Here is a 26,471-nt window from a genome sequence, read left to right on the forward strand (position 1 = left end):
CGGCGGGTCAGTCAGCGACGAGCGCTTCGAGCGTGAACTCGGGGTGTTCCTTCTCGATGAACTGCAGCCGCCACTTGTCGCCGAACAGGGCGATCAGTTCGCCATCCGTGCGGGTGAAGACCTCGACGCCGCGCTGCTTCGCCAGTTCCGGAACGGTCGCGGCGTCGGTGCGCCGGGCCACGGTGTACGGTACGGCGTCGGTGACGGTCTCCACGTTGTACTCGGCGAGCATCCGGGCCTGCATGACCTCGAACTGCATCGGGCCGACGGCGGCCATCACGGGTGCGGCATCGCCGCGGGCGTCGTTCTTGAGAACCTGGACGACGCCCTCGGAGTCGAGCTGCTCGAGCGCCTTGCGGAACTGCTTGTACTTGCCCAGCGACTTCGCCCGCAGGGTACGGAAGTGCTCGGGTGCGAACTGCGGCATCGGCGGGAACTGGACCTTGCGACCCTCGTAGATGGTGTCGCCCGGCGCGAGGGAACCTGCGTTGACCAGCCCGACGATGTCCCCCGGGTAGGCGGCCTCGACGGTGGAGCGGGTCCGACCGAAGACGGTGAGCGCGTACTTCGTCGAGAAGCTGCGCCCGCTCTGCGCGTGGGTGACCTGCATGCCGCGGGAGAACTCGCCCGAGACCACCCGCATGAAGGCCAGGGAGTCACGGTGGTTGCGGTCCATGCCCGCCTGCACCTTGAACACCACCCCCGAGAAGTCGTCGCCCGGTGCCCGGGACTCGTCGACCGCGGAGGACGCGGCCGCCAGGACCTTCGGGTCCGTGTGTCGGGCCGCCGGCCCGGGCGCGAGCTCGCAGAGCGCGTCGAGGATCTGGTGCACGCCGAAGTTGAGCATCGCGGAGGCGAAGATGACCGGGGACGTGGTGCAGTCGAGGAACATGTCCTGTTCATGGACCGCTCCGTCGGCGGTCATCAGCTCGACCTCCTCCACCGCGGTCTCCCAGGCGACGTCCTCCTTCTCCGCGGCCTCATCCGGGGTGAAGTGCTCCTCCGGGGCGATGGTGGAACCGCCGGCGGTGCGGATGAAGTGGATGTACTCCTCGATCTCCCCGTCGGTGTCCAGGCGGGCCAGCCCGCGGAAGTCGCCGGCCTCACCGACCGGCCAGAACAGGGGAGTGGGCTGCAGCCCGATCTCCGCTACGATCTCGTCCATGAGCTCGAGGGGCGACTTGCCCGGCCGGTCCCACTTGTTGACCACGGTGACGATCGGCAGGCCGCGGGCCTTGCACACCCGGAACAGCTTCAGCGTCTGCGGCTCGAGGCCCTTGGCACCGTCGATGAGCATGACGGCGGCGTCGACGGCGGTGAGCACCCGGTAGGTGTCCTCCGAGAAGTCCGAGTGGCCGGGGGTGTCGACGAGGTTGATCATGTACGGCTCACCCTCGTGCCCGGCGGGGGCGTACTCGAACTGCAGCGCCGAGGACGCGATGGAGATGCCGCGGTCCTTCTCCATCTCCATCCAGTCGGAGACGGTCGCCTTGCGACCGGCCTTGCCGTGCACCGCGCCCGCCTCACTGATGACGTGCGCGTGCAGCGCGAGCGCCTCGGTCAGGGTGGATTTACCGGCGTCCGGATGGGCGATCACCGCGAAGGTGCGGCGGCGGGTGGCCTCGGACGCCGGATCGTTGTGGGTGGTGCTCTCGCTCATGTTTTGGTGCAACTTTCAGACAAACGGCCGGACGGGGGTGGAGATCGTGACTCCCGTCAGGGTACGCCATCAGCGGCCTCCCGTTAGCCTGGGCGCCATGAGCATCGTCCACGACCTCGCCTGCCCGGTCATTGCAGCCCCCATGGCCGGTGGTCCGTCCACGCCCGCGCTCGTCGACGCAGCGGACGCGGCCGGATCGCTCGGATTCCTCGCCGGCGGATACCTGGAGGCGGAGGAGCTGGTGGCGCAGATGGAGGAGACCCGTGCCGCTCGGTTCGGGGTCAACCTCTTCTATCCGCAGGCCGCTCCCGACGCAGCCGATCTCGCCGCCGTGGCGGACTACGCCCGGGGACTGGAGCCCCGGATGCGTCGACTGGGGCTCGACCCGGGGCAGGTCCCCGGGTGGCTGGCCGCCGCGGACCCGGCGGACCGTTTCGCCGCGAAGTTCGATGCGGTGTGCGGTGCGGATCAGCGGCGGAGGCCCGCCGTGGTGTCGTGCACCTTCGGCCTGTTCACCGCGCGGGATGCGGTGGACAGGGGAATCGACACGTTGATCGTCCAGGGACCCGGTGCCGGTGGACACCGTGCCACCCGCACCGTCGCTGAGGAGCCCGGTACGGAGCCGCTCCCGGAGCTCGTGGTCGCGGTGCACCGGGGCGTCGACGGCGCGGTGCCGCTCGTCGCCGCCGGAGGGCTGTCGGACCCCATCTCGGTCGCGGAGGCACTCGCACTGCCCGGGGTCGTCGCGGTCGCGTGCGGCACGGTGCTGCTGCTCTCGGACGAGGCCGGCACCGCGCCGGTGCACCGTGCCGCACTTGCCGGCGCTCCCCGCACCGTCGTCACCCGGGCGTACTCTGGGCGTCCCGCAAGGGGAGTGGCCACCCCGTTCACCGAGGGCCCCGGCGCCGCTGCCCCGGCGGTCTACCCGGGGGTCAACGCCGTCATGCGGCCGATCCGGGCTGCCGCCGGGAGGGGTGGGGAACCGGAGCTGTTCGCGGCCTGGGCCGGGACTGGGGTCGCCCACGTGGAAGGTAGCCCCGCAGCCGGCGTCCTGCGTCGGCTGGCCGGTTTCTGACGCTTCAGGGGAAGTGCACCCGGGGGTGATCAAAACGGACACATCGAGCGGGAAATTGGATACCTTGGTGTTGGTATGTCCCCTTACGTGCATACACCCCTGATCTAGCGTCGCCGACCCGCCTGAAAGAGGAAGTCACACACCCATGACCGACCTGACCGCCACCCACCGGAACTTCAATGAACGGCTCGCACTCGCGGAGGAGATGGTGCCGCTGCTCGGCAGGTTGCACCGGGAACACAACGTGGTCACCTCGATCTACGGTCGGCTCCTGGAGAACGTCACCGCGATCGACATCGTGAAGTCGCACCGCTTCGCTCGCCGGATCACGGAGCAGGAGATGTCAATCTCCGCGACACTGCCCATCGTCCGGGAGCTCGTCGAGATGGACCTCGGTACCGCATCCATCGATATCGGGCGCCTTGCCACCCGCTTCCGGGATGAGGGATCCGACGATCTCCGGGGATTCCTCGAGAAAGAGCTCGCCGAGGTCATCGGCACCGCAGAGAAGACCCCCGAGACAGACGTCGTGCTCTACGGCTTCGGCCGCATCGGTCGCCTCCTGGCCCGTATCCTCGTCGCCCGCGAGGGCCGTGGGCTCGGGGTCCGGCTCCGGGCGGTGGTCGTTCGGAAGAACGGCGACATCGATCTGGAGAAGCGCGCATCCCTGCTGCGGCGCGATTCCGTCCATGGACAGTTCGACGGAACCATCAGCATCGACCGGGAAAAGAACATAATCTGGGCGAACGGCACGCCCATTCAGGTGATCTACTCCTCGGATCCAGCCAGCGTCGACTACACGGAGTACGGCATCGACGACGCCGTCGTCGTCGACAACACCGGCCGCTGGCGCGATCGCGCGGGCCTGGAGCAGCACCTGAAGTCGAAGGGTGTGTCCCGCGTCCTGCTCACCGCGCCAGGCAAGGGAGACCTGAAGAACATCGTCTACGGGATCAACCATTCCGACATCGAGGACTCCGACCGGATTCTCTCCGCCGCGAGCTGCACCACCAACGCGATCACCCCGGTACTGAAGGCCGTCAACGACCGTTTCGGCGTGCGTTTCGGACACGTGGAGACGGTGCACTCGTTCACTAACGACCAGAACCTCATCGATAACTTCCATACCGGTGAGCGTCGGGGCCGGGCCGCGACGCTCAACATGGTGCTCACTGAGACCGGTGCCGCGAAGGCCGTCGCCAAGGCACTTCCCGAACTCGGTGGCAAGCTCACCGGCAACGCGATTCGGGTGCCTACCCCAGACGTGTCCATGGCGGTGCTGAACCTGACCCTGGACAAGGAGACCACCGTCGACGACGTGAATACCTATCTGCGGGACGTGTCGCTGAAGTCCGTGCTGCGCCAGCAGATTGGGTACATCAAGTCCCCGGAGGTTGTGTCCACGGATTTCGTCGGCACCACGCAGGCCGGCATCGTCGATGGGCTGGCTACCATCGCGCAGGGCAATCACCTCGTGCTCTACGTCTGGTACGACAACGAGTTCGGATATTCCAGTCAGGTTGTCCGGATCGTCGAGGAGATTGCGCACGCCCGCCCGATCGTCCTGCCGCGTAGGCGAGAGATCGACGAACTCTGACGCTCTTTACCGCGCACTACCCACCCCGGATTGTCGATCCTGGGTGGGTTTTCGCCCATTACGGGGGTGATGAACCTCTTGATCTAGAGGCGTGGGGTGTCAATTGAGGGAGTCGGTAATAGGCTCGGGATGTGGATATGGCGAAGATGCGGCGGAAGGCCGCCAAAGGGGGAAAGAAGAAGTGCTGTCGGTCGCGACAGCGCTGCAAGCTGTGTCCGGTCGTGCTGAAGCGCCTGGAGAAGGCCCACGCGTTCGAACTCAACGATGCCGCGTTGGCGAAGGCCTGGACCAAGGCACGCATCCGCTGACCCCGGTGTGTCATCATCCGGGGTCCGATCGGGTGTCACCGGCCTCCTGAGAGAGGCAGGTCCTAGGGTGGTGGGCGGCGCCTGGGACCCCCGACTTCGTCACCTCGAGTGGATCGTGTTCTGTGCGATGGCCAGCCCGGACCGGGCGATCAGCTCCACACCGTCCGCGGCATCCGCGCACTGGATCGCGAGGTCGGCGCACGCCGACTGCGGGATGGGGCGGAGCACGTAGTCCGCGGGATCCATCCGCCCCGGTGGCCGTCCGATACCCATGCGGACCCGGATGTATTCCCTAGTGCCTAGGGACGTGCTGGTTGACTTCAGTCCGTTGTGGCCGTTCTCCCCACCGCCGAACTTGAGGCGGACGACACCGGGCTCCAGGTCCAGCTCATCGTGGACGATCACGATGTCCGCCGGTTCCACGCCGAAATACGAGGCGAGCGCCTTGACCGGGCCGCCCGAGAGATTCATGAAACTGCGCGGCTTCGCCAGGATCACGGTGCGGCCGCCGATCCGGATCTGCGCGATCTCGGCGTTCGACCGTTTGTGCACGCTGAAGGTGGCGGGCATCGGGGTGGCTCGTTCCGCGAGCTCGTCGACTACCATGAAGCCGACGTTGTGCCGGGTGGCCGCGTACTTCGGCCCGGGATTCCCCAGCCCGACGACGAGCAGCGGGCCGGTGGACGATTCAGGGGTGTTCCGGGGGGCGGTGTCAGTAGAACTCACGCCGAACATTGTCGCACACCCCTTCCCGGTTTCACGGACTCCCCGTGCACAGCAGAAAACCCGCCCCGGCGGGCATCCGGCCACGTGCGTGGCCCGATGCCCCGGGACGGGTGTTCAGTCGGGCGGGTCGTTCAGTCCGCCCGTGACAGGCGACTACTCGCTGTCGTTGGTCGGGCCCTCTTCAGTGGCTTCGACTGACTCGCCTTCAGCGTCATCTTCACCCTCTTCACCGGGCTCCGGAAGATCCTCTTCCTCAGGCTCGACGATGTTGATGATCAGCGTCTCAGGGTCAGAGACCAGGGTGATGCCCTCGTCCAGTTTGACGTCAGCGGCGGTGATCTGGGTACCAATCTCCAGACCCTCGATGTCGATCTCGAACTCTTCCGGAATGGAGAGCACGGGAGCCTCGACAGCGAGGAAGTCGGCGTCCTGGATGACCATGGCGCCCGGAGCGGGCTCGCCGGTGTGAACGACCGGGACCTCGACCTCAATCTTCTCGCCGCGGGAGATGGCGAGGAGATCGACGTGGTCGATGTCGAAGGTCAGGACGTTCTGGTCGATGTGCTTGACGATGGCGAGCTGCTTCTCGCCCTCGATGTCGACGTCGACGACGGCGTTGACGCCGTGGTTGCGGATGATCGCGGTGAAGTTGAGGCGGTCGACGGTGATGTGCAGCGGCTCGTCGATGGACTTGCTGTAGATCACGACGGGGATCAGGCCGTCGCGGCGGGCACGGCGCGCCGCGCCCTTGCCGAACTCGGTACGGGGGGCAGCTTCGAGCGGGATAGCCTTGTTGATGGCCATGGTGTTTCTCCTGTGCGTCGGTTGGACAGTTATGTGTGGTCCCGGGGCGCAGACACAACAAAAGCCCGCGAAACCCGGGTTCTCGTCGAGTCATCGCAGGCTGTCCGTCCTCCGCGTACGGAGGGGGCGCTTCATGCGTCACATCGCGTCGATAACGGCCGATCCGTGGGATCGGCCCTCGCCGAGACGCTGATGACAGTACCACGCCCCCGGAACCAGATACAACGCGCTGGCTCCGGGGGCGTGTGCCGGGAGGTGGGGATCAGGCCTGGCCCTCGAAGAGGGTGGTCACCGATCCGTTCTCGAAGATCTCGTGGATCGTCTTCGCCAGCAGCGGTGCGATGGACAGCACCGTGAGGTTGTCCCAGCCGTCCGTGTTCTGGGGCAGCGTGTCGGTCGCGATGACCTCACGGGCACCGCAGCGGGACAGGCGCTCGCGGGCGGGGCCGGAGAACACACCATGCGTGGTGGCGATGATGACGTCACCTGCACCGGCCTCACGCAGGACCCCGACTGCTCCGGAGATCGTTCCACCGGTGTCGATCATGTCATCGAGGAGCACACAGGTGCGGCCTGCGACATCACCGACGACACGGTTCGCGGTGACCTGGTTGGCAACATCGACGCTGCGGGTCTTGTGGACGAACGCCATCGGCGCACCGCCCAGGGTGTTAGCCCACTTCTCGGCAACCTTCACACGGCCGGCGTCAGGGGAGACGACGCAGATGTTTTCCAGGCTGTAGTTCTTCTTGATGTGCTCGGTCAGGATCGGCATGGCGTGCATGTGGTCGACCGGGCCGTCGAAGAACCCCTGGATCTGATCGGTGTGTAGATCCACGGAGACGATCCGGTCGGCGCCAGCGGTCTTCAGCATGTCTGCGACCAGACGGGCGGAGATCGGCTCGCGGCCGCGGTGCTTCTTGTCCTGGCGGGCGTACGGGTAGAACGGCAGGATCGCGGTGATGCGCTTCGCGGAGCCACGTTTCAGTGCGTCGATCATGATGAGCTGTTCCATCAGCCACTTGTTCAGCGGCTGGGTGTGCGACTGCAGCACAAAGGCGTCACAGCCACGGACGGACTCCTCGAAACGGACGAAGATCTCGCCGTTGGCGAAGTCCCGGGCGGTGGTGGGTGTCAGCTGAACGCCGAGCTCTCTGGCCACAGCCTCGCCGAGCGCAGGGTTTCCCCGTCCGCTGAACAGCATGAGGTTCTTCTGGTTGTCGATCCACTGGGCAGACATGTCTATTCTGCTTCGCCTTCCTGATTGTTGACGCTGAGCTGCGCTGCTGCGCGTTCGGCGGCGTCCGCTGCTGGGGTGCCGGGTCGTTTGCGCTGCACCCAACCCTCGATGTTGCGCTGATGACCGCCGGAGACGGCCAATGCCCCGGGAGGGACGTCATCCTTGATCACTGTACCTGCCCCGGAATAAGCCCCGTCGCCCACGGTCACGGGCGCGATGAACATTGTGTCACTGCCGGTGCGCACGTGGCTGCCGATCGTGGTGTGATGTTTGTTGACGCCGTCGTAGTTGACGAAGACGCTGGACGCACCGATATTCGACTCCTCGCCGATCGTCGCGTCCCCCACATAGGTGAGGTGTGGCACCTTCGATCCGCGACCGATCGTCGCGTTCTTCGCCTCCACGAATCCGCCGAGCTTTCCTGCCTCACCGAGGGACGTGCCCGGCCGGATGAACGTGAAGGGACCGACCGTGGCCCGCGGGCCGATCGTCGATTCGGAACCGTGGGTGCGGATGACGGAGGCACCCTCGCCGACCACCATGTCGGTCAGAGTGGTGTCGGGGCCGATGATGCAGTTATCGCCGATGACGGTGCGGCCGCGCAGCTGGGTGCCGGGTTCGATGATGACATCCCGGCCGATCCGCACGTCGACGTCGATGAAGGTCGAGGCCGGGTCGACTATGGTCGCACCCTCGCGCATCGCCGCCTCGCACAGTCGCCGGTTGAACTCGGCGCCGATCGCGGCGAGCTGCACCCGGTCGTTGACGCCGGCGATGATGGAGGCATCGTCCAGGCGGTGTCCCCGCACGGACCGGTCATTGTCCCGGGCGATGCCGATGACGTCGGTGAGGTAGAACTCGCCCTGCGCGTTGTCGGTGTCCAGTTGCGTGACCGCGGTGCGCAGGAGCTCCGCGTCGAAGGCGTAGACACCGGAGTTGATCTCGGTGATCTCAAGTTCATCGTCGGTGGCGTCCTTCTGCTCGACGATCCGGGTGACCTCGCCGTCCGGTGTGCGCACGATACGGCCGTATCCCGTTGGGTCGTCGAGGGTTGCGGTGAGGACGGTGACCGCAGCCCGCGGCTTGGTGCTGTGTTCCTCGACGAGAGCACGCAGGGTTTCCGAGTTGATCATCGGCACATCGGAGGTCGTGACCACAACGGTGCCGGTGAAGTCGGGGGAGAGTTCCTCAAGACCGCAGGCGACGGCATGCCCCGTGCCGTTCTGCTCCTCCTGGTGTGCGATCCCGACGGCTGTGGTGCCGTACGCCATCTTGAGTTCAGGAACCTCCTCCGACACCGCCGGAATCACTTTGTCCCGTTGATGGCCGACAACCGTGATGATGTCGGCCGGCCGCAGGCCTGCCGCCGCGTGGAGGGCATGGGCGAGCATGGTGCGTCCGGCGACGCGGTGCAGCATTTTCGGCGTCGCCGATTTCATCCTGGTACCGGCTCCGGCAGCGAGGATGATGACAGCTACACCATCATTGGGGGTCTCGGTCATTGGTCTCCGATCATGGGTGGATTCAACATCTCTGTGTTCCACGCTACCGGACCCGCAACCGTCATCCCGGTGTCGGTTACCCCGCCCGCACCCGGCGCCGGACCGATCATCGTAGGAGGCTGCCGGTAGCAGAGCAATGCCCGGAGAGACCCGTAAAGAGCTTCCCCGCCAGGACTCGAACCTGGAAAGCTGGTACCAAAAACCAGAGTGTTGCCAATTACACCACGGGGAAACGCCGCCTAGACGTTCACGGCGCTTGAGACTCTACCGTATGGGACTGCGGTATTTCGATTCGGGAGGGGCGGTAGGATCGTCACCATGGTGAGACAGCGGATGACCAGCAAACAGCGTCGCGAGCAGTTGATCAGCGTCGGTCGGGAAGTGTTCGCTGAGCGTGGTTTCGAGGCCTCCAGTGTCGAGGAGATTGCGGCCAGAGCGGGCGTGTCCAAACCCGTCGTGTACGAGCACTTCGGGGGTAAAGAGGGACTGTATGCTGTGGTCGTCGACCGGGAGATGCTTCGGCTCGAGGCACTGATCACCGGATCGCTATCCACCGGGCGGTCCCGGGAACGCATCGAACGGGTCGTCCTCGCACTGTTCAGCTACGTTGAGGAACACACAGACGGATTCCAGATTCTCGTCCGCGATCTGATCCCCGGTGCCGAACGCAGCTACTCCACGATGCTCAATGACGCGGTGGGACAGGTGGCGCACATCCTTGCCCACGCTTTCACCAGGTCGGGGCTCAACCCGGACTACGCCGTGCTGTACGGTCAGGCGCTGGTTGGCATGGTCTCAACGACCGCCCAGTGGTGGCTGGACGTTCGCGAACCCCCCAAAGAAGAGGTCGCCGCGCACATCGTGAATCTCTGCTGGAACGGCCTGGCAGGGATGGCTGCCACACCCCAACTGCGTACCATGTCCACGCCGGTGGAGCCCCCAGAGCCCGGGGCCGTTGGTACCACCGGTGACACCGGGAGCACCGGGGAAACCCTGCCTGGGCAAGAGCCCGGACGATAGCCCGTCCGGCGCGTCCACCAGAATCATCAGCATCGGGGCACACTGCTCCGAAACGTCACGTCAGGAGCCATTTTGCCCGAGAAACCGTCCGCGTCGACCCCTGCGCTCGCGGGCCTACTCAAGGTCGCCGCCACCGACCCGAAGCTCAAGGGGCTGGTTGGCCAAGTCGGGGAACCTCGACTGCACGTGACGGGAATCGACCAGGTCCGCCCGTGGATGATCGGTACCCTCGCACACCACGCACCGCTGTTGGTCGTCACCGCGACCGGCCGGGAGGCCGAGGACCTCACCGCTGAACTCGGGGCGATGCTGGGGGAGAAGGCCGCGTGGTTCCCCTCCTGGGAGACCCTCCCGCACGAGCGTCTGAGCCCCGGGGTGGACACCGTTGGACGTCGAGCGAAGGTTCTCCACGATCTCTCCGTGGGGCGCCTGCGCGTCATCGTTACTGCGGCCCGGGGTTTCTGCCAGCCGGTGCTCGAAACCGCCGCCGGACGTGAACCGGTCGTTCTCGCCGAGGAACGGGAGTACGACTTCGACACCCTTGTCCGCGACCTCGTGGGCCGCGCGTACAAGCACGTTGACATGGTCGCGCGGCGGGGCGAGTTCGCGACCCGCGGCGGCATCATCGACATCTTCCCCACGACCCTGAATTACCCGGTACGCGTGGAATTTTGGGGAGACGAGATCACCGATGTCCGCCAGTTCTCGGTCGCCGACCAGCGCACCATCTCCGAACTCGAGGTAGGAGCGGTGGAGATCTACCCCTGCCGTGAGCTGCTCGTCGACACCACTGTGGCTGACCGAGCCCGGAAACTCGCTGTCAGTCACCCGGGCAACGCAACCTTGGTTGAACTGCTCACAGCGCTCGGTGAGGGGCAGCCCGCAGACGGGATGGAGGCGCTGATCCCGGTACTCACCGACACCCCGTTGGTCAGTCTCCCGGAACTGATGCCCGAGGGGACCCACGTTCTCGCCTGCGCTCCAGAGAAGATCCGTACCCGCATCGACGACCTGATCACTACCGACGACGAGTTCCTCGCGGCAGGCTGGGAGGCCGCAGCGATGGGCGCGACCGGTCCCGTCGCAGCCGAGGGCCTCGACCTATCCGCCGGGTCCTACCGCTCCTGGGAGTCCCTCAAGGCCTCCACCCGCACCGTCGGATCACCGTGGTGGACGTTCGGACCCGCCGGGATGCTCGGTGACGCCACCGAGGCGGAGACACTCCCGCTCGAGTTCGCCGCCGGACCGACTCCCCGGGGTGACCTGAAGGAGATCGACGCCATGATGGCGCTGCTCCTCGAACACACCCGGGCGGGCGGACGTGCGGCGTTCATCGCGCCGGGCACCGGACCGATCAAACGCATGACCGAGAGGTTCCGGGAGAACGGGATCCCCACCCACGTGGCGACACCGGGCTGGGAGCCGTCCCCAGGCGAGGTCACGCTCTACCAAGCCCTGAGCCATGCCGGGCTCGTATTCCCGAAGGTCCGCAAACTGAAGGACGCGGCTGCACTCCCACTGGTCGTGATCACCGAGACCGACCTGACCGGTAACCGCGTCGGCGACATCGCCGGCGCGAAGCGGCGGCCCGCCAAGCGCCGGAACAAGGTTGATCCGCTGGCACTGAAACCCGGTGACCTCGTCGTTCATGAATCCCACGGCATCGGCCGTTTCGTGGAGATGACCGAACGGACGATCACCACCGGCGACGGCACATCGCGCCGGGAGTATCTCGTCATCGAGTACGCGCCGTCCAGACGCGGCGGCCCGTGCGATCAACTCTATGTCCCGATGGATTCTCTCGACCTGCTGTCTCGCTACGTCGGTGGGGAGAAGCCTGCCCTGTCGAAGATGGGGGGTTCGGACTGGAAGAACACCAAGAAGAAGGCCCGGTCCGCCGTCCGGGAGATCGCCGGCGAGCTCATCGAGCTGTACGCGAAGCGGCAGGGGTCCCCGGGGCACCCGTTCGCCCCGGACACCCCCTGGCAGCGGGAGATGGAGGACAACTTCCCCTACGTCGAGACCGAGGATCAGATGCTCGCGATCGACGCCGTGAAGGAGGACATGGAAAAGCCCGTGCCCATGGACCGGGTCGTTGTCGGCGACGTCGGATACGGCAAGACCGAAGTCGCCGTCAGAGCGGCGTTCAAGGCGGTCCAGGACGGACGCCAGGTCGCCGTCCTTGTGCCCACGACGCTGCTCGCCCAGCAGCACATGGCCACCTTCACTGAGCGGATGGACGGATTCCCCGTCACCGTCGAGTGCTTATCCCGTTTCACCTCCGGCGCCGACTCAAAGCGGATCCTCCGGGGGCTGAAGGACGGAACGATCGACGTCGTCATCGGCACCCACCGGTTGCTCCAGACGGGTGTGAGCTGGAAGAACCTCGGACTCGTCATCGTCGACGAGGAGCAACGTTTCGGTGTAGAGCACAAGGAACACATCAAGGCACTGCGCACCCACGTTGATGTCCTGACGATGTCGGCAACCCCGATCCCGAGGACCCTCGAGATGTCGATGGCAGGAATCCGGGAGATGTCGACGATCCTCACCCCGCCCGAGGACCGGCATCCGGTGCTCACCTACGTTGGCGCGCAGGAGGACAAGCAGATCGCCGCGGCGATCCGCCGCGAACTGCTGCGTGACGGCCAGGTGTTCTACGTGCACAACAAGGTCAAGACCATCGAGAAGCGCGCCGCGCAGCTGCGTGAGCTCATCCCGGAGGCCCGGGTCGTCGTCGCCCACGGACAGATGGCGGAGGAACAGCTCGAGCAGAGCGTCCAGGGATTCTGGGACCGCGAATACGACGTGCTGGTGTGCACCACCATCGTCGAAACCGGCCTCGACATCGCCAATGCCAACACCCTCATCGTCGAGAACTCCCACCACATGGGACTGAGCCAGCTGCACCAGCTGCGTGGCCGGGTGGGCCGCTCCAGGGAGCGTGGCTACGCGTACTTCCTCTACCCGAAGGGGCAGATGCTCACGGAGACCTCCTACGACCGGCTGGCCACTATCGCGCAGAACAACGACCTCGGGGCAGGCATGGCCGTCGCCATGAAAGACCTGGAGATGCGGGGTGCGGGCAACGTGCTGGGTGCGGAACAGTCCGGACACATCGCCGGCGTCGGATTCGACCTCTACGTCCGGCTCGTCGGTGAGGCCGTCGAGATGTACCGCGCCATCGCCGACGGCAAACCGCTGGACGCGACGGACAAGGCTCCGAAGGAGATCCGGGTCGATCTCCCCATCGACGCACACATCCCCGAGAACTACATCAACTCCGAGCGGCTGCGGCTCGAGGTCTACCGCAAACTCGCCCAGTCCCAGTCGGAGACGGACCTGCGGCTCGCGGTGGAGGAGATGGAGGACCGCTACGGCCCCATTCCCGTGGAGGTCGAGCGGCTGCTGTCGGTTGCTCGCCTGCGGCACCAGTGCCGCGCTGCGGGGATCACCGACATCGGGGTCCAGGGCACCAGGATCAAGGTGCACCCGGTCGACCTGCCGGACTCGAAGCAGGTCCGGCTGAAGCGCCTTTACCCGGGATCGACCTACCGGGCCGCGGCGAAGGCGATCCAGCTGAGCTTCCCGAAGGCGGGCAGAAAGGTCACCGACCCGCCGCTGCGCGATGTCGCCCTCATCCAGTGGTGTGCGGACTTCCTCAGTGCGATGTTCGATGCGCCGGCCATGGACGTCACCGGCGGGAAGGCCGATGCAGGCGAGCGGCGACCCGGGATCATCTCGATCGGGGGCTGAGCCGCGCCGCTACGATGTCTGCATGACGGTTCTCCTGCTCGATCCCGCATCCCCCACGCTGATTCCCGCCGAGGTGATCACCACCGCCGGCACGGCGGCGGACACCGTCGCGTTCAGTGACTCCGTTCCCGAATCGGTGCGGGAAATCATGCTGGGTCACGGACTGCGGACACGGCCCCCGGTGGAGGCGACGGTCTGGGTGGACACGGATCCCGGTTCACCGGAGACGCTGCGTCGACTCGCGGCGGGTGAGAGCTTCCGGGGTCCCGGGGCATCCGGGATCGCTGCGGCCAGGGCGGTGATGGCCAGGGCCCTCCGGATCGGGGAATGGGAGAGCAGTCAGGACCACGTCAGTCTGCTTCCGTATTTGTGGGAGGAGACCGAGGAATTCGATGGGGCGGCCCGGGCTCATGCGGACGGTACCGGTACCGCGACGGAACTCCGCGGGGAGCTGGCGGACGTGCTGCTGCAGGTGCTCTTTCACGCGGAGATCGCAGCGCGAAGGGGAGACTTCGACTTCGACGACGTCGCCGACTCCTTCACGTCCAAACTTCGCCGCAGGGCGCCCTATCTGTTCGACGGGACGACCACCATGGTGACGACCGGGCGGCAGGAGGAGATCTGGCAGGCGGCCAAGAACCGGGGCGGGTGACGTCGTCGGTCACGCCCCGGTTCCCGTGGTCAGTGAACGGTTACCGCGGCAGGCCGGAACTGAGTGCCGGGGCGTTTCCTGCGGGGGCCGCAAACCCGAGGATCTTGTCCAGGTGGAATTTGTCCGGGTTCAGGGCCTTGAGCAGTTTCACCAGGGACTCGAGGATCTTGGTGATCCCAGAGCTACCGAAACCATCGATCGCGGCGGTGTCGGTATCCTCCTTCTTCACCAGCTCGCACTTTTTGGCGCGCTTGGCCAGTTCCTTGGCCTGGTTCTCGGAGACCGGTTCGGTTGCGTCGGGCGAGCCATAGAGCTGCTGGATGATCGCGGTGTTCTTGTCATTGATCGCCTTACGTAGGCTGCTCTCGGTCATGTCCTTCTTCAGTATGCCCGCGTCGGTGAGGACGCTATCGACGTCTTCGCACGGGATCGCCGACGCCGCGATGTCCCCGAAGAGGAATCCGCGGAATTCTGTCTCGTTGGCGGACGCGGGTGTCGCCAGGCCTGCGGCCGCGATGCCGACCGTCGTCGCTATGGCGAAAAGGCGTTTGCTGAACATACTGCTCCTCATGAGGGCTATTCGGGGACGTGCTGCCACCCTATCCGAAAACCCCGCGTCGTTTCGGGGTATTCGGACAGTGAGGACTGTGGACCGTCAGTTGACCAGCTTGATGGCGGAGCTCAGCACCGGCAGCTGGCGAGACAAGTCCGAGCTGCCGATCGCTGCGAGCGCGTCGTCGATCGGGTCGGGCTTGACGAGTCCGCATTCCCGTGCCCGGCTCGTGATATCACCGGCGGTCTTGGCGGTGATGAGGTTTGCGGTTCCCTGGAGTCCCAGGGATTCGACGAGCCGGTCACCCGCAGTGGTCAGGTTGCCGGTGAGTTCACGTGCCGTGGTTGTCTCGGTGATCATGTTGGTGCTGCGGAGCAGAACCCCGAGATCGGAGCAGGACACCTCTGCGGCGGTGTTCGTCCCCAGGAGAAGTCCGATGGCGCCGAACGGGGCCGCGGATGCCGGGGTGGCAAACCCGGTGGCGATGACGGCGGTGGTGACGGCTGCGGTCAGGGTGCGTTTGAGGGACATGATTCTCCTGATTTCTCTCATGGTTCTCTTCGGTGGGGATTTCGTGTGGTACCCGGCGAACGGGGGTGGTTGAAACTGTAGCCCGAACCGTTACTGATGTGAAGGAAAGTGATCAGGGGGACTGGTGGGGCATGTGGTCTGGAGTGGTGGCGCTCCCGGCGAGTGCCATGGGTAGAATTCGCCGCTATGAGTTCCGCAGTCCGCCGTACCTTCGTTGCCGGCCTCACCTCGGTCCTGGCCGTGGTGATGGTCGTCGCATTCGTCGGCTGGATCCTGTCCTTCCTCGATGGCCCGAGTCCGATCAGGCAGCTGCAGCCTGTTCCCGACAATGTGCCCCCCGCGGTGGGGGAGGCAGTCCCGCAGATCGACGTGAATGCCCCAGGTAGGACCTCACTCAAGCTCGGTTTCTGGGCCGAGCCGCTTGCCGCGGACACGGGCATTCCCGTCGCTGCGGTACAGGCGTACGGTAACGCGGCCCTCATCGCCCAGGAAAGCTGGCCGAACTGTCACCTCTCCTGGAACACCCTCGCTGGAATCGGCCACGTCGAGACCCGCCACGGAACCTACTCCGGGAAACTCTTCGGAGGTTCCCGGATCGGCGGGAGCGGGGTCGTCGATCCCCCGATCATTGGCGTCCCCCTGGACGGCGGCCCCGGCCTCGCCCGGGTGCCGGACACCGACGGCGGCCAACTCGACGGCGACACCGAGTTTGACCGCGCGGTCGGCCCGATGCAGTTCATCCCCTCCTCCTGGCGGATCTATGGGCGTGACGCCGACGGGGACGGGGTCGCGGACCCCCAGCAGATCGATGATGCGGCCCTCGCGTCCGCGCGACTGCTCTGTGCACACGACCGTGACCTCGCCACCCCGGAAGGATGGACGCAGGCCATCCGGTCCTACAACAACTCCGCCGATTATCTGATCAAGGTCCGGGACGCTGCGGCGGCCTACGCGCTCCGCCAACCACCCGTGTGACATCCGTGTGCCGTCGTGCCGGGATGCGTGGTCCGGCGGCACGTCCGGAGATTTCATGGAACAATTGATGGTGAGCGTTCCGCATGGTCGCCGACCATCAGATTCCTCCAGGGCACATCTCCCTAAAACGCCCGGTTATTTCCGGTTGTGTGAGGTACCGCCCGGGTGGTGTGTTCCGGTTGAGGGCCTGTGCGGCGCCACGTAGAACGACAATCGAAGCATCACCCAAAAGGCATAGGAGGCCACTGTGGCTGAGATCATGCACGTATTCGCCCGCGAGATCATGGATTCCCGCGGCAACCCGACCGTCGAGTGTGAGGTCGTCCTCTCCGACGGCTCCGCAGGCAAGGCGGCTGTTCCCTCCGGTGCGTCCACCGGCGTCCACGAGGCACACGAGCTGCGTGACGGCGGCGACCGTTACCAGGGCAAGGGTGTCCTCAAGGCGGTTGAGGCCGTCAACGAAACCATCGTCGATGAGCTGGCAGGCATGGAAGCCGACGACCAGCGTGAGATCGATCAGGTCATGATCGACGCCGACGGCACCGCGAACAAGTCCAAGCTCGGCGCGAACGCCATCCTGGGCGTCTCCATGGCCGTTGCCCACGCCGCCGCGGATTCCGCCGGTCTCCCGCTCTTCCGCTACATCGGTGGCCCCAACGCCCACCTCCTCCCCGTCCCGATGATGAACATCGTCAACGGCGGTGCCCACGCCGACTCTGGCGTCGACTGCCAGGAATTCATGATCGCCCCCATCGGCGCCTCCAGCTTCGCCGAGGCGCTGCGCATGGGTGCGGAGGTCTACCACACACTCAAGGGGGTCATTAAGGAGAAGGGCCTGTCCACAGGCCTGGGTGACGAGGGTGGATTCGCGCCCTCCGTCGGCTCCACCGCTGAAGCCATCGACCTCATCGTCGAGGCCATCGAGAAGGCAGGCTTCACCCCGGGCGAGGACGTGGCTCTGGCGCTCGACGTCGCCGCCTCAGAGTTCTACAAGGACGGCAAGTACCACTTCGAGGGTGGCGAGCTCACCGCCGAGGAGATGAGCAAGGTCTACACCGAGCTCGTCGCCAAGTACCCGATCGTCTCCATCGAGGACCCGCTGGATGAGGACGACTGGGAGGGCTGGAAGGCCATCACCGCCGCGATCGGCGACAAGGTCCAGATCGTCGGCGACGACCTCTTCGTCACCAACCCGGAGCGCCTGCAGAAGGGTATCGACAACGATGTCGCCAACGCTCTGCTGGTGAAGGTGAACCAGATCGGTAGCCTCTCCGAGACCTTCGACGCCGTCGAGATGGCACACCGCAACGGCTACCGCTGCATGATGAGCCACCGTTCCGGCGAGACCGAGGACACCACCATCGCCGATCTCGCCGTCGCGCTGTCCTGCGGCCAGATCAAGTCTGGTGCCCCGGCCCGCTCCGAGCGTGTTGCCAAGTACAACCAGCTGCTCCGCATCGAGGAGCTGCTCGGTCCGGCCGCACGCTACGCCGGCCGCTCCGCGTTCCCGCGATTCAAGAAGTAACACCCGGCGCTGAAGCGCAGTAACAGGCCCGGATACCCCGCCGAAGGGGGTGTCCGGGCCTGTTCTCGTTCTGGGGCTCGCACCCGCGTGCTCCGGCGCGGTAGGATCGGTGGACAATGGTGAATCAAGCGCACATGCGGCGGAAACGGGTACCCGTGACCAACCGCAGAACGTCAGAGCGGCGGCCCGGCGGGCGGGCGGCCCTATCGCGCGCGCGCGAAACCCACGGCCGGTTCAGCGCACTTCAGGTCGCCATCCTGATCATCGTCCTCATCCTCGTACTCGTCATGCTCGCGGTCCCCGTGCGCAACTACTTCCAGCAGCGCGCGGAGATCGCCCGCATCAGTGCGTCCATCGCTGAACGCACCGAACGCCGCGACGCCTTCATCGACGAGATCGAGAAGTACCGCTCCGAGGCGTACATCCGGGAACAGGCCCGGCAGCGTCTCGGGGTCATCGAACCGGGGGAGACCCCCTTCCGGATCATCGATCCGGAAATCACCACCTCCACGGCCACCACCGGTGCTGAGGAGGACGCCACACCGACGGTGAGTGACCCCTGGTGGGAGGTACTGTGGAACTCGGTCGCCGACCAGGACGCCGAGGTCACTCTCCCCGGTACCGCCATGGAATCCGCACCGCTCGACGAGAACTCCAAGGGCAACCCACCGGCCGTCGTGCCCCCACCGCCGGATGGGCAATCCATCCCCGTTCCCGCACCCCCGGACTGACAAACCTGACCACCCCCGCAGCCCGGGGCGACAAGGAGAACACACCCATGACAGTCAACGATGCCGACATCGCCCGGGTGACCGAACAACTCGGCCGCGAACCCCGCGGAGTCATCGACATCGCCTACCGGTGCCCGGATGGCGCACCCGGTGTGATCATGACCACCCCCCGACTGCCCGACGGGACACCGTTCCCGACGCTGTACTACCTCACCGACCCCCGGCTCACCGCCGAGGCGTCACGGCTCGAGGTTGCCCACGTCATGAAGTGGATGAGCGATCGGCTCAAGGACGACATGACGCTCGCCGCCGATTATGATGCGGCTCACCGACACTATCTCGAACGGCGCAACGCCCTTGAGGACCTCGGCACCGACTTCTCCGGCGGCGGGATGCCGGAACGCGTCAAGTGCCTCCACGTCCTCATCGCCTACGCCCTAGCCGAAGGTGCGGGGCACTTTCGGCTCGGCGACGAGGCGGTGGCCCTGGCCGCCGAACACGCCGGGCTACGCGGCACCGCCATCCCCGCCACCTGGCCCACCTGCGCCGACCTCGGCATCGACATCGACCGGTTCGACTTCACTCACGCGGAGGTGCGGAAATGACCCGCCTCGCAGCAATTGACTGCGGAACCAACTCCATCCGGCTCCTCATCTGCGAGGTCGGCGGCGGGCAAACCCGCGAGATCCACCGGGCGATGGAGATCGTCCGGCTCGGCGAGGGCGTCGACGCCAACGGCGAGATCTCACCGGCGGCCCTCGAACGAACCCGCGCGGCCCTCGAACGCTACGTCGAGATCATGGAGATCGAACGCGTCGCCGATGTCCGCATGGTGGCGACGTCCGCCACCCGCGATGCCCACAACCGGGAGGACTTCTTCCGGATGACGCGCCAGCTCCTCGGACGGATCAAACCCGGGGCGGTCGCCGAGGTCATCACCGGCGAGGAGGAGGCCGCGCTCAGTTTCCGCGGTGCAGTCGCCGATCTGCCCCCGGAGACCGGCCCGTTCTGCGTCATTGACCTCGGGGGCGGTTCCACAGAGTTCGTCGTCGGCACCATCGACGACGGGATCCTAGGTAGCCACTCGGCGCAGATGGGCTGCGTCCGCGTGACCGAGAGGATCATGCGCTCGAACCCGGCCACCGACACCGAGATTGAGATCGCCCGCGAATACGTGGCGGAGCGCCTGGATCAGGTCCGGGCCATTGTCCCCGCAGACCGCACCCGTACCTTCGTGGGCTGCGCGGGAACGTTCACGACACTCTCCGCACTCGCCCTGGGGCTGGAGAGCTATGACGCCAGCGCGATCCACGGCTCCGTTCTCCGCTTCGACGCACTCAAGGTTCTCACGGACCACCTCATCGCCGAGACCTCCGAACAGCGGGCCACCAATCCGGTCATCCACCCGGGCCGCGCGGACGTCCTCGGCGGCGGGTCCGTCGTCGTCCAGGGAATCATCGACTTCGCCCGCGACGTCGCGGGAGCCGACTCCTTGGTGGTCTCCGAGAAAGACATCCTCGACGGCATCATCTCCGGTCTCGCCGATGAGCTGGATTAGGGGCGGTCGGGGAAGGAACGCCTCCACCGGTGCGTTAAACTGTGCCGGTACGCCCCTATAGCCCAATTGGCAGAGGCAGCGGACTTAAAATCCGCGCAGTGTGGGTTCGAGTCCCACTGGGGGCACCATGAGCAGGGAAAACACCCTAGATCGCCAGCGATAAGCGGTCGAGGTGTCCATAAAGTGTCCAGATAATGCGTGCCACAGGCCCGTGTTGCCTGGACACTTTTCGTTGACGCCACCGAAAACCGAGAGCGGCACGACGAGGAGCGGAACGGCCCGGAACCACCCACCCCAACAAATCTGAAGCCCGTACCACGGCCTGACTCCACCCCGGCCCGCTCACAGTCAAGAGATTTTTACAGGGTGCTTCAAACTTTCCGACCGATCGGGTGAAAAGAGGGTCGGAGGGAGAGAAGGGCTGACTGCGAGGAGGCCGGGGAAGAGTCAGGGCCCCGTACCAGGCGGAGATTATCGAGGGGCTCGGAAAAGCCCTTCAACGTCCTGCCGGGGCACGGTTTCCTAGATCTAGGAATAACTCGTGCCGGGGTGTCCTGGTCGTGGGGATCTTGCCGGAGGCGGGAATATCCCCTGCCGTCGTAGGGCAAGCCTCCCGGTGCCGGGGAGCTTCTACCCGCGGGTTCGTGGCGTCACGAAGATCCGCCTTTTACTAGCGGTAGTAAGAAGCGGCGCGGGGGTTTGTGACAGAAATGTCAGGAAGTCCGCTCGGTGGTGGGTGCGCAGGCTGCGGGCGGTTGTCCTGGGAGCACAGGAGAAGGCCCCCGGTGTGCTGGTTGGCACGACCCGGGGGCCTGTTCTCATCTCACGGATACCTGTGAGAGTGCTCCGGTCAGCGGACCCAGCTCGGGCTGTAGTCGTCGTCGACGGGGGCGTTATGCCCGATCTCCACGACCGGGAATGTCTCGTCGGGGATCTCGGAGAGCATCTTCCGGGTGACGTCCTCGTCGGCGCGCATCCGCTTGATCCACATGTCACGCCCAGCCGAGCTGATCTTGTGGCGCTTGATGGCGTCCTCGACGAACGCCACCCGTTCAGCGTCCTGTTCCTTGGCCTTGGCCTGCATCCCGTAGGCCGCGGCGGATTGCAGTTCAGTCAGGGTTCCACGATCGACACGCACCGTCAGACTGTGTGCATCGTCCTGGTCGGCCAGCAGACCACCGAGGGCCTCGATGGCCGCGTCCGGGGTGGTGTCGGTGTCGACGCCTGCCAGGGCACACAGCTGGTTCCACTGGTCCACGGTCAACTCGACGACAGTGTTCTCGTCGGTGCCGGTCGCCTCATCGTCCTGGTCGGCGGGGTCGATGTCCTGCGGGGCGGTGGACAGCATGTGCAGGGTGCGCCCGAAGGGCTTGGTCAGCTTCATGTGTGGCTCCTAGTTGTAGAGACTGATCTCGGCGTCCGCGTCAGCCTTGGCGGTGGACACCGCGTAGCCGACCGGAACACCACTGGCATGGACGGTGGCCTTACCGTCGGTTCCGACCTCGACGCGGGCACCGGCCGTGATCGCGGTCTGGGCGGTGACGGTCACCACCCTGGAGGATCCGCGGGCGATACCGACGAGCTCGTTGGCCTTGGCGTTGTACTTGATGACTCCGCAGATGTGCCCTCCGGGTGTCGCGGTGGTGATACTGATCTTGCCTTCGGCCCGGTCGCCACTGATCTCGGCGAACCGCTTACCGGTCACCGCGGTCGTGGCCCGGCAGGTGATGTCGGTTCCGGGGCTGTAGATGTCACGCATGGGGTTTGTGTACATGTAGGTGTCCTTTCAGGATCAGCCGGCCAGGCCGGTGAGTTTGCGGATAGCGCGCGGGGAGGTGACTCCCATGACCGGCATGCAGTAGGACTGCACCCACGTCTTGCGGTGTTCACGGTCATCCCACGTCTCGGTGGTGAGGTTCTGCTCGTAGTCGATGAACCCGACCTGCCCGGGGTCGACGAGGTAGCCGGTTCCACTGGCGACAGCGAGACTGGTTCTCATCGTCAGACCCGCGGACTCAAGCACCCGTGACAGGTCCGGGCCGTAGGCCGCGACGAGGTTGGCGCGCTGCCGGGGGTTGAGGATCAGCATCGAGTAGGTGGTGTTCAACCCGTCGAGGTCCGCTGCGAGCTGTGCCATAGCGAAGTCGGCGGTGGGGCGCTTACCGGTGGGTGTGAGCCCTTCGGTGGGGCCGTCGAACACGAGGGCTGACCAGTCGTTCGCGGCGACTTCTCCGTTGTCGTCGAGGGCTTTCAGGCCGGCTTCGAGGGTTTCGATGACCCGGGTGTCGAGCTTGCGGAGAATGGTGTTGGCCAGGGCGGTGACCTGAACATCGAAGTCGATGGACTGGTTGCGGCGCCGCGCTTCGTCGGTGACATCGAACTTGCCTCCGAAGTCCTGGACGCGGGCGAGTTCCTGTCCGGGCCGGTCGAAGTAGACGTGCGGGTACTCGTCACCGGGGTTGCGGTCCTCGACGTCGTTGGTCGTGAACAGGTGCTTTTCGGTGACCGGCGAGTAGATCACCGCGCCTCCGGTGACCGGGGCACCGATGGAACTGAACACGGTGTCGGCCAGCAGTTCGGGGCCGACGAGTTCGTTGATGCGTTCGGTGATGACCGTGGGGTGGTTGAGCGCCTGGTCGACGGTGATTGATCCGTTGCTGGCGAGATCAGTGTTTCCGGGGTAGAGCGGCATGCTAGTTGGCCTCCATCGGTTCGGTGGTCGTCTTGGTGTCGATGACCTGGCCCTCGGTGTCGTAGGTATCAGTGGTGATCGTCTTGGTGCGGGCCTCAAGGTTGTAGAGGGTGGTCTCTTCGGTGCCCATGACCCCCGGCTTCAGGTCCGGGGTCCTGTATCCGAGGTCCTCGAGGGCTGTGATGTAGCCGTCAGCGAAGGACAGCATGTCCGAGGAGGAATAGAACTTCGAGACCTCGGATCCCTTCGGGGCGCAGATACGTTTCCAGGCGTACAGCCACCCGTTCACGTCGTCGTGGACAGTCGGGTAGTTGTAGGGATTGGTTCGGTCGATGTTGCGCATGATTAGCGTTCCTTTCGGTGTTGGGGGCGGACCCAGCCGGTCGGCGGGCCCTGATGATCGGGGAGGCTAAGCCCCCGGAGTGTGTTCAGACCGGCCACCGCGGGCTGTTCGAGTCCGAGAAGCGCCACGGCCAGGATCACGAGACTGTGCCGGGTTCCTGATTCGTCGTGGTAGTCGGTGACGGCCTCGATGCTGCGCTCAGGGAACTGTGTCGGCATGCACTTAGCCAGGTTCTCGGGAACATCCACGAGGTCACCGATCAGGACGTCTCCGCTATCGGAGAGCCGTAGCCGGTCGACGAAGCCGCAGGCGGGTTGCCCGGGCTGGTCGTCGACGTGGCCGATCTTCACGCGCGGGATCCGGAAGAAGTCACTGTCCTGGAATGCCACGGCCGCGGCCAGGTCGTCACCGGTGATGGTGATCGGCCCGGTCGAGGCGCGCCATGTTCCCGCGCGGACGAGTTCAACGTTGGCGAAGGTGTAGCTGCCGTCAGGCTGCCTGGTTACGGCGACGCTCGGCACGGGCCTGGACTTCATCAGATGCCAGTAGCCACTGTCCCCCGTCTTTGTGCCCGGTGACCGTTCCGCGGCGTGCCAGTTCTGCTGCGCCGTGGGGCGTGATGCCGAGGATGTCGGCGGCTTTCTTCGTGTCGATGAACTCATACAGGTGAGTTTCGTCGGTGACGTTATTCCGGTGTGAGGTTGTGAGGATCGGGTCACGTTTCAGGGTTCGTTCGAGTTCGAACACCTCCTGGTTGGTGGTCACGCCCTCCCGGCCCTTGAACCTCCGGACCTCGTTGATCAGCAGACGGACGATTCGTGCGTGGCCCGGGGAGATGAGGAAGTAACCGGCGGGGATGTACTGGCTTGCGGGTTCGGTCATGGGTGCTCCAAGGTGTCTGCGATGGTGTTGATGAGGGTGGTGGCCTGTCCGGCGCGTAGTTCGAGAACGAGCCGGCCGTCGATGTGGATTCCGATGCGCTTGGGGTGCCGGGTTGCTGACCGTGAGGTGACGGCGATCGTGGCGTTGGACCACTTGTATCCGGTGATCCGGGACCGCGCCTTGATAAGCGGAGAAGTCACGCCGCGTCCTCCTTTCGGTCGGCCAGGGCGTAGGTGCCCTGATCGGGTTGACTGATGACTAGCCCTCGTTCCTCAAGGGCCTGGAGGACGTCAGGGACAGTGGCTTTCAGTGGCTTGGGAACCGACTTCATGACGATGCCGACGCCCACCGGAGTCTCCGATAAGGCATCGAGGACCATCCGCTCCCCCTCGCCTATACCTGCCAGGTCGGTAACATCGGGAACATCGGTAACAGTGCTGGTAGAGGCGCTGTTTTTTGTTACTTCTTTCGAGGGTGTTACCGGAACAGCGGAAACAGCGTGTCCGGGTGTTTCGGTAACAGATCCTGATCCGGTAACAGATTCCGTGCCTGTGACCTGCGGTGTTACCGATGTTTCCGTTGTTACGCATTCTGAGGAAGGGGCCGGGGGGAGGTAGCGGGCCCACGCCTCGAAAAACCCGTCCTGTTTGTCGTTTTTGTAGGTGACATACCCCTTAGCGGTCCTGCTGAACCCGTTTGCCTCCCGGTAGGTCACCGGCCGGATGTCGTAGTGGCGAAGCATCCGGGACAGTTCCCGGGGCGTCATCCCGTCGCGGTTGTTGTAGGCGGACCACCCCGACTCCTCAAGCTTGTTCAGCTCGGCCAGGAGATCACGGGTGGAGATCCGGTCCACTTTGGCGCGGGACGTGTCGGTGCCGTGGCCCATGATCTCCCGGATATCGAAGAGCAGCTCCTCCGGCCGGGTTGGTTCACGGCGGTTGCCGTCGAACACGAAGGATCGACATGCCGCACGCGCCGTGGCCGGCCAGTGCCCACCGGCTTCATCGGCAATCGCAACTAGGGGCTCCCAAACCTCGGCCGACCGATCCTGGACGCCCCTGGGAAGATCCGGACGGGCGGCTTCAAGTCGTTCCACGGCCCCGGCAGACCATGTTTCAAGCGCTTGACTGACCTCGCGGATCTGCTCTCGGGCTTCTCTGATCCGGTACGGCTCCACACGCTCTCCGGGGGCCTTCTTCTTCATATGAATCGTGATCGCCCGCGTGGTGATCGTGTCCGGCATATTGCCCACCAACCCGGCCAGGGCAACCGGGGCAAAAACGGTGAACCGCACGACTTCGAGGTTGGGCCCGTCACACCGCATCACCTGCGCACCCTTCTTGTACCCGGAATTAAGTAGCCCTCTGAGATCTTCGTTCTGCGTACTGTTCTTCTGGCTGAAGATCGCATCCACTTCGTCGAACAACAGCGTCAGCGGTGCAACCCCTGAAGCGTTGTCCTTGGAAATGCTCCGGTAGAGCGCCGCCGGGGAGATGTTCGGGGTGTACTGGGCGTCGTGGCAGACCCCGTTGAGCAGTTCGAGGACTCGCGTTTTCCCCGATCCCGGCACCGCCGAGGACAACACCAACCGGGGAGTCGCATCGAAGGCTTGGGACACCCAGGTGTGCGCTGCCCACAACGCCAGCGTCGGGCAACAGTGTTCAGTGGGGAAAATGGTGTACCGGTTGATCCACTCGGTGATCCCGTCGAGGACCGCGGCCAGGTCGACGGTGGCGTTATCACTCACGCGGCGTCACCTCCCACGGCGTGCAGGGCGCGCCCCGGGGTCGTGGTGACCATGCGGTTGTGGATCGCCAGGAGACGTTCCCGGTCGAGGCGCAGCTTCTCGGTCAGCGTCTCAATCGGCGCGGTAAACGCCATGTCCTCGGTGAGGGTATGGGCCTCGTGCCACACGAACCGGAAATGGTCCTCGGTGATGCGGGCGGCAAGCTCCCGGCTACGCCACGGCTCCGGCTGCGGGTTGTCCTCCGGGTTGGTGGGGCTGACCAGTTCATGCCAGAACCGGGCGAGAGCGGTGTTCGTCATCGCCCCGGAGGAAACCAGACGGGCGTTGATGTCTGCGGTCAGAAGCCGCTGAGTGGGGTGCCCGGCGGTGATGTTGGCCGCTGCGACCGTGGTGATCGCCTCGTGGATGGTGCGGGCCTGCCAGCAGTCACCGTAGTCATCGAGGTGCACGTAGCAGGCTTTGTCGCGTGCCGTGGTGCTGTTCATCCGCATCAGGCAACGCAGATAGTCCATGATGTGCTGCTTGCGCTCCTTCTCGAAGTCTCGCAACAGGTTTTCCTTTCTCCCCGCCCCGGCCGGCTGGGTGGAACCGACC

Annotated in this window: 27 protein-coding genes and 2 tRNA genes; 12 read left to right on the forward strand and 17 right to left on the reverse strand. The window is 65.4% G+C overall.

Going from position 1 to position 26,471, the window contains the following annotated elements; genetic code table 11:
• Positions 1 to 7: 7 nt before the first annotated feature.
• Positions 8 to 1,660: a peptide chain release factor 3 gene (locus tag JDV76_RS03405; RefSeq protein WP_198735482.1), complete on the reverse strand. Its 1,653-nt coding sequence runs from the start codon at positions 1,658 to 1,660 to the stop codon at positions 8 to 10.
• Positions 1,661 to 1,757: 97 nt separating this feature from the next.
• On the opposite strand from JDV76_RS03405, the gene JDV76_RS03410 reads away from it, so the two are divergent.
• The 3 genes from JDV76_RS03410 to JDV76_RS03420 all read left to right on the forward strand — a co-directional run bounded on the left by JDV76_RS03410 (position 1,758) and on the right by JDV76_RS03420 (position 4,640).
• Positions 1,758 to 2,735 carry a nitronate monooxygenase gene (locus JDV76_RS03410; protein ID WP_198735483.1) on the forward strand — a complete coding sequence of 326 codons (978 nt, stop codon included), beginning with the start codon at positions 1,758 to 1,760 and terminating at the stop codon, positions 2,733 to 2,735.
• A gap of 145 nt (positions 2,736 to 2,880) precedes the next feature.
• Positions 2,881 to 4,332, forward strand: a complete 1,452-nt coding sequence (locus JDV76_RS03415) for a glyceraldehyde-3-phosphate dehydrogenase (RefSeq protein WP_198735484.1) — start codon at positions 2,881 to 2,883, stop codon at positions 4,330 to 4,332.
• Positions 4,333 to 4,463: 131 nt separating this feature from the next.
• Positions 4,464 to 4,640, forward strand: coding sequence for a hypothetical protein (locus JDV76_RS03420; RefSeq protein ID WP_198735485.1), 177 nt, complete (start codon positions 4,464 to 4,466; stop codon positions 4,638 to 4,640).
• Between the two features lie 99 nt (positions 4,641 to 4,739).
• Here the strand turns inward: JDV76_RS03420 and pth are convergent, their stop codons facing one another.
• The 5 genes from pth to JDV76_RS03445 form a co-directional block, all read right to left on the reverse strand.
• Positions 4,740 to 5,375: an aminoacyl-tRNA hydrolase gene (pth, locus tag JDV76_RS03425; RefSeq protein ID WP_198735486.1), complete on the reverse strand. Its 636-nt coding sequence runs from the start codon at positions 5,373 to 5,375 to the stop codon at positions 4,740 to 4,742.
• A 144-nt stretch (positions 5,376 to 5,519) separates the two neighbouring features.
• On the reverse strand, positions 5,520 to 6,170 hold the full coding sequence (locus JDV76_RS03430; protein WP_198735487.1) for a 50S ribosomal protein L25/general stress protein Ctc: 651 nt from the start codon (positions 6,168 to 6,170) through the stop codon (positions 5,520 to 5,522).
• Positions 6,171 to 6,432: 262 nt separating this feature from the next.
• Complete coding sequence (locus JDV76_RS03435) at positions 6,433 to 7,410, reverse strand: ribose-phosphate diphosphokinase (RefSeq protein ID WP_198735488.1); 978 nt, start codon at positions 7,408 to 7,410, stop codon at positions 6,433 to 6,435.
• A gap of 2 nt (positions 7,411 to 7,412) precedes the next feature.
• Positions 7,413 to 8,912 (reverse strand): bifunctional UDP-N-acetylglucosamine diphosphorylase/glucosamine-1-phosphate N-acetyltransferase GlmU, encoded by a 1,500-nt coding sequence (gene glmU / locus JDV76_RS03440; protein WP_198735489.1) that lies wholly within the window; start codon positions 8,910 to 8,912, stop codon positions 7,413 to 7,415.
• A gap of 160 nt (positions 8,913 to 9,072) precedes the next feature.
• Positions 9,073 to 9,144, reverse strand: a tRNA-Gln gene (locus JDV76_RS03445).
• Positions 9,145 to 9,230: 86 nt separating this feature from the next.
• Here JDV76_RS03445 and JDV76_RS03450 point away from each other — a divergent pair.
• From JDV76_RS03450 to JDV76_RS03460, 3 genes are all read left to right on the forward strand, one after another.
• A complete protein-coding gene (locus JDV76_RS03450) occupies positions 9,231 to 9,932 on the forward strand; it encodes a TetR/AcrR family transcriptional regulator (protein ID WP_198735490.1) in 702 nt (233 codons plus the stop codon).
• 72 nt (positions 9,933 to 10,004) lie between these two features.
• Positions 10,005 to 13,688 (forward strand): transcription-repair coupling factor, encoded by a 3,684-nt coding sequence (mfd, locus tag JDV76_RS03455; protein ID WP_198735491.1) that lies wholly within the window; start codon positions 10,005 to 10,007, stop codon positions 13,686 to 13,688.
• A gap of 22 nt (positions 13,689 to 13,710) precedes the next feature.
• The gene (locus JDV76_RS03460) at positions 13,711 to 14,340 is read left to right on the forward strand and encodes a MazG nucleotide pyrophosphohydrolase domain-containing protein (protein WP_198735492.1); all 630 of its coding nucleotides are present in this window, start codon (positions 13,711 to 13,713) and stop codon (positions 14,338 to 14,340) included.
• A gap of 40 nt (positions 14,341 to 14,380) precedes the next feature.
• On the opposite strand, the gene JDV76_RS03465 is transcribed toward JDV76_RS03460, so the two are convergent.
• Together JDV76_RS03465 and JDV76_RS03470 are read right to left on the reverse strand one after the other, a co-directional pair.
• Positions 14,381 to 14,899 carry a hypothetical protein gene (locus JDV76_RS03465; RefSeq protein ID WP_198735493.1) on the reverse strand — a complete coding sequence of 173 codons (519 nt, stop codon included), beginning with the start codon at positions 14,897 to 14,899 and terminating at the stop codon, positions 14,381 to 14,383.
• A gap of 96 nt (positions 14,900 to 14,995) precedes the next feature.
• Positions 14,996 to 15,424 (reverse strand): hypothetical protein, encoded by a 429-nt coding sequence (locus JDV76_RS03470; protein ID WP_198735494.1) that lies wholly within the window; start codon positions 15,422 to 15,424, stop codon positions 14,996 to 14,998.
• 186 nt (positions 15,425 to 15,610) lie between these two features.
• On the opposite strand from JDV76_RS03470, the gene JDV76_RS03475 reads away from it, so the two are divergent.
• The 6 genes from JDV76_RS03475 to JDV76_RS03500 all read left to right on the forward strand — a co-directional run bounded on the left by JDV76_RS03475 (position 15,611) and on the right by JDV76_RS03500 (position 20,341).
• Positions 15,611 to 16,399 carry a lytic transglycosylase domain-containing protein gene (locus JDV76_RS03475; RefSeq protein ID WP_198735495.1) on the forward strand — a complete coding sequence of 263 codons (789 nt, stop codon included), beginning with the start codon at positions 15,611 to 15,613 and terminating at the stop codon, positions 16,397 to 16,399.
• 247 nt (positions 16,400 to 16,646) lie between these two features.
• The gene (gene eno / locus JDV76_RS03480; RefSeq protein ID WP_198735496.1) at positions 16,647 to 17,924 is read left to right on the forward strand and encodes a phosphopyruvate hydratase; all 1,278 of its coding nucleotides are present in this window, start codon (positions 16,647 to 16,649) and stop codon (positions 17,922 to 17,924) included.
• Between the two features lie 155 nt (positions 17,925 to 18,079).
• The gene (locus tag JDV76_RS03485; protein ID WP_198735497.1) at positions 18,080 to 18,655 is read left to right on the forward strand and encodes a septum formation initiator family protein; all 576 of its coding nucleotides are present in this window, start codon (positions 18,080 to 18,082) and stop codon (positions 18,653 to 18,655) included.
• A 47-nt stretch (positions 18,656 to 18,702) separates the two neighbouring features.
• Positions 18,703 to 19,260 carry a DUF501 domain-containing protein gene (locus JDV76_RS03490; protein ID WP_198735498.1) on the forward strand — a complete coding sequence of 186 codons (558 nt, stop codon included), beginning with the start codon at positions 18,703 to 18,705 and terminating at the stop codon, positions 19,258 to 19,260.
• Entirely contained in the window at positions 19,257 to 20,213 is a 957-nt protein-coding gene (locus JDV76_RS03495) for a Ppx/GppA phosphatase family protein (RefSeq protein ID WP_198735499.1), read from the forward strand. The genes JDV76_RS03490 and JDV76_RS03495 overlap by 4 nt, the downstream gene beginning before the upstream one ends.
• A gap of 51 nt (positions 20,214 to 20,264) precedes the next feature.
• Positions 20,265 to 20,341 (forward strand) — tRNA-Leu (locus JDV76_RS03500).
• A 722-nt stretch (positions 20,342 to 21,063) separates the two neighbouring features.
• Here JDV76_RS03500 and JDV76_RS03505 read toward each other — a convergent pair.
• Genes JDV76_RS03505 through JDV76_RS03545 form a run of 9 tightly spaced genes read right to left on the reverse strand, consistent with a single transcriptional unit; the run spans position 21,064 to position 26,425 of the window.
• A complete protein-coding gene (locus tag JDV76_RS03505) occupies positions 21,064 to 21,597 on the reverse strand; it encodes a hypothetical protein (RefSeq protein WP_198735500.1) in 534 nt (177 codons plus the stop codon).
• Positions 21,598 to 21,606: 9 nt separating this feature from the next.
• On the reverse strand, positions 21,607 to 21,972 hold the full coding sequence (locus tag JDV76_RS03510; protein ID WP_198735501.1) for a capsid cement protein: 366 nt from the start codon (positions 21,970 to 21,972) through the stop codon (positions 21,607 to 21,609).
• Positions 21,973 to 22,005: 33 nt separating this feature from the next.
• Positions 22,006 to 22,905: a major capsid protein gene (locus tag JDV76_RS03515; RefSeq protein WP_198735502.1), complete on the reverse strand. Its 900-nt coding sequence runs from the start codon at positions 22,903 to 22,905 to the stop codon at positions 22,006 to 22,008.
• A gap of 1 nt (position 22,906) precedes the next feature.
• Entirely contained in the window at positions 22,907 to 23,248 is a 342-nt protein-coding gene (locus JDV76_RS03520; protein ID WP_198735503.1) for a hypothetical protein, read from the reverse strand.
• 2 nt (positions 23,249 to 23,250) lie between these two features.
• The gene (locus JDV76_RS03525; protein WP_198735504.1) at positions 23,251 to 23,769 is read right to left on the reverse strand and encodes a hypothetical protein; all 519 of its coding nucleotides are present in this window, start codon (positions 23,767 to 23,769) and stop codon (positions 23,251 to 23,253) included.
• Positions 23,738 to 24,130 carry a helix-turn-helix domain-containing protein gene (locus JDV76_RS03530; RefSeq protein WP_198735505.1) on the reverse strand — a complete coding sequence of 131 codons (393 nt, stop codon included), beginning with the start codon at positions 24,128 to 24,130 and terminating at the stop codon, positions 23,738 to 23,740. The genes JDV76_RS03525 and JDV76_RS03530 overlap by 32 nt, the downstream gene beginning before the upstream one ends.
• The gene (locus tag JDV76_RS03535) at positions 24,127 to 24,330 is read right to left on the reverse strand and encodes a hypothetical protein (RefSeq protein ID WP_198735506.1); all 204 of its coding nucleotides are present in this window, start codon (positions 24,328 to 24,330) and stop codon (positions 24,127 to 24,129) included. Before JDV76_RS03535 ends, JDV76_RS03530 begins: the two co-directional genes overlap by 4 nt.
• A complete protein-coding gene (locus tag JDV76_RS12870) occupies positions 24,327 to 25,877 on the reverse strand; it encodes a DUF3631 domain-containing protein (RefSeq protein WP_198735507.1) in 1,551 nt (516 codons plus the stop codon). Before JDV76_RS12870 ends, JDV76_RS03535 begins: the two co-directional genes overlap by 4 nt.
• A complete protein-coding gene (locus tag JDV76_RS03545; RefSeq protein WP_198735508.1) occupies positions 25,874 to 26,425 on the reverse strand; it encodes a hypothetical protein in 552 nt (183 codons plus the stop codon). The genes JDV76_RS12870 and JDV76_RS03545 overlap by 4 nt, the downstream gene beginning before the upstream one ends.
• Positions 26,426 to 26,471 lie beyond the last annotated feature (46 nt).

It is taken from the genome of Corynebacterium marambiense (genome assembly GCF_016342275.1).
GTDB lineage: Bacteria > Actinomycetota > Actinomycetes > Mycobacteriales > Mycobacteriaceae > Corynebacterium > Corynebacterium marambiense.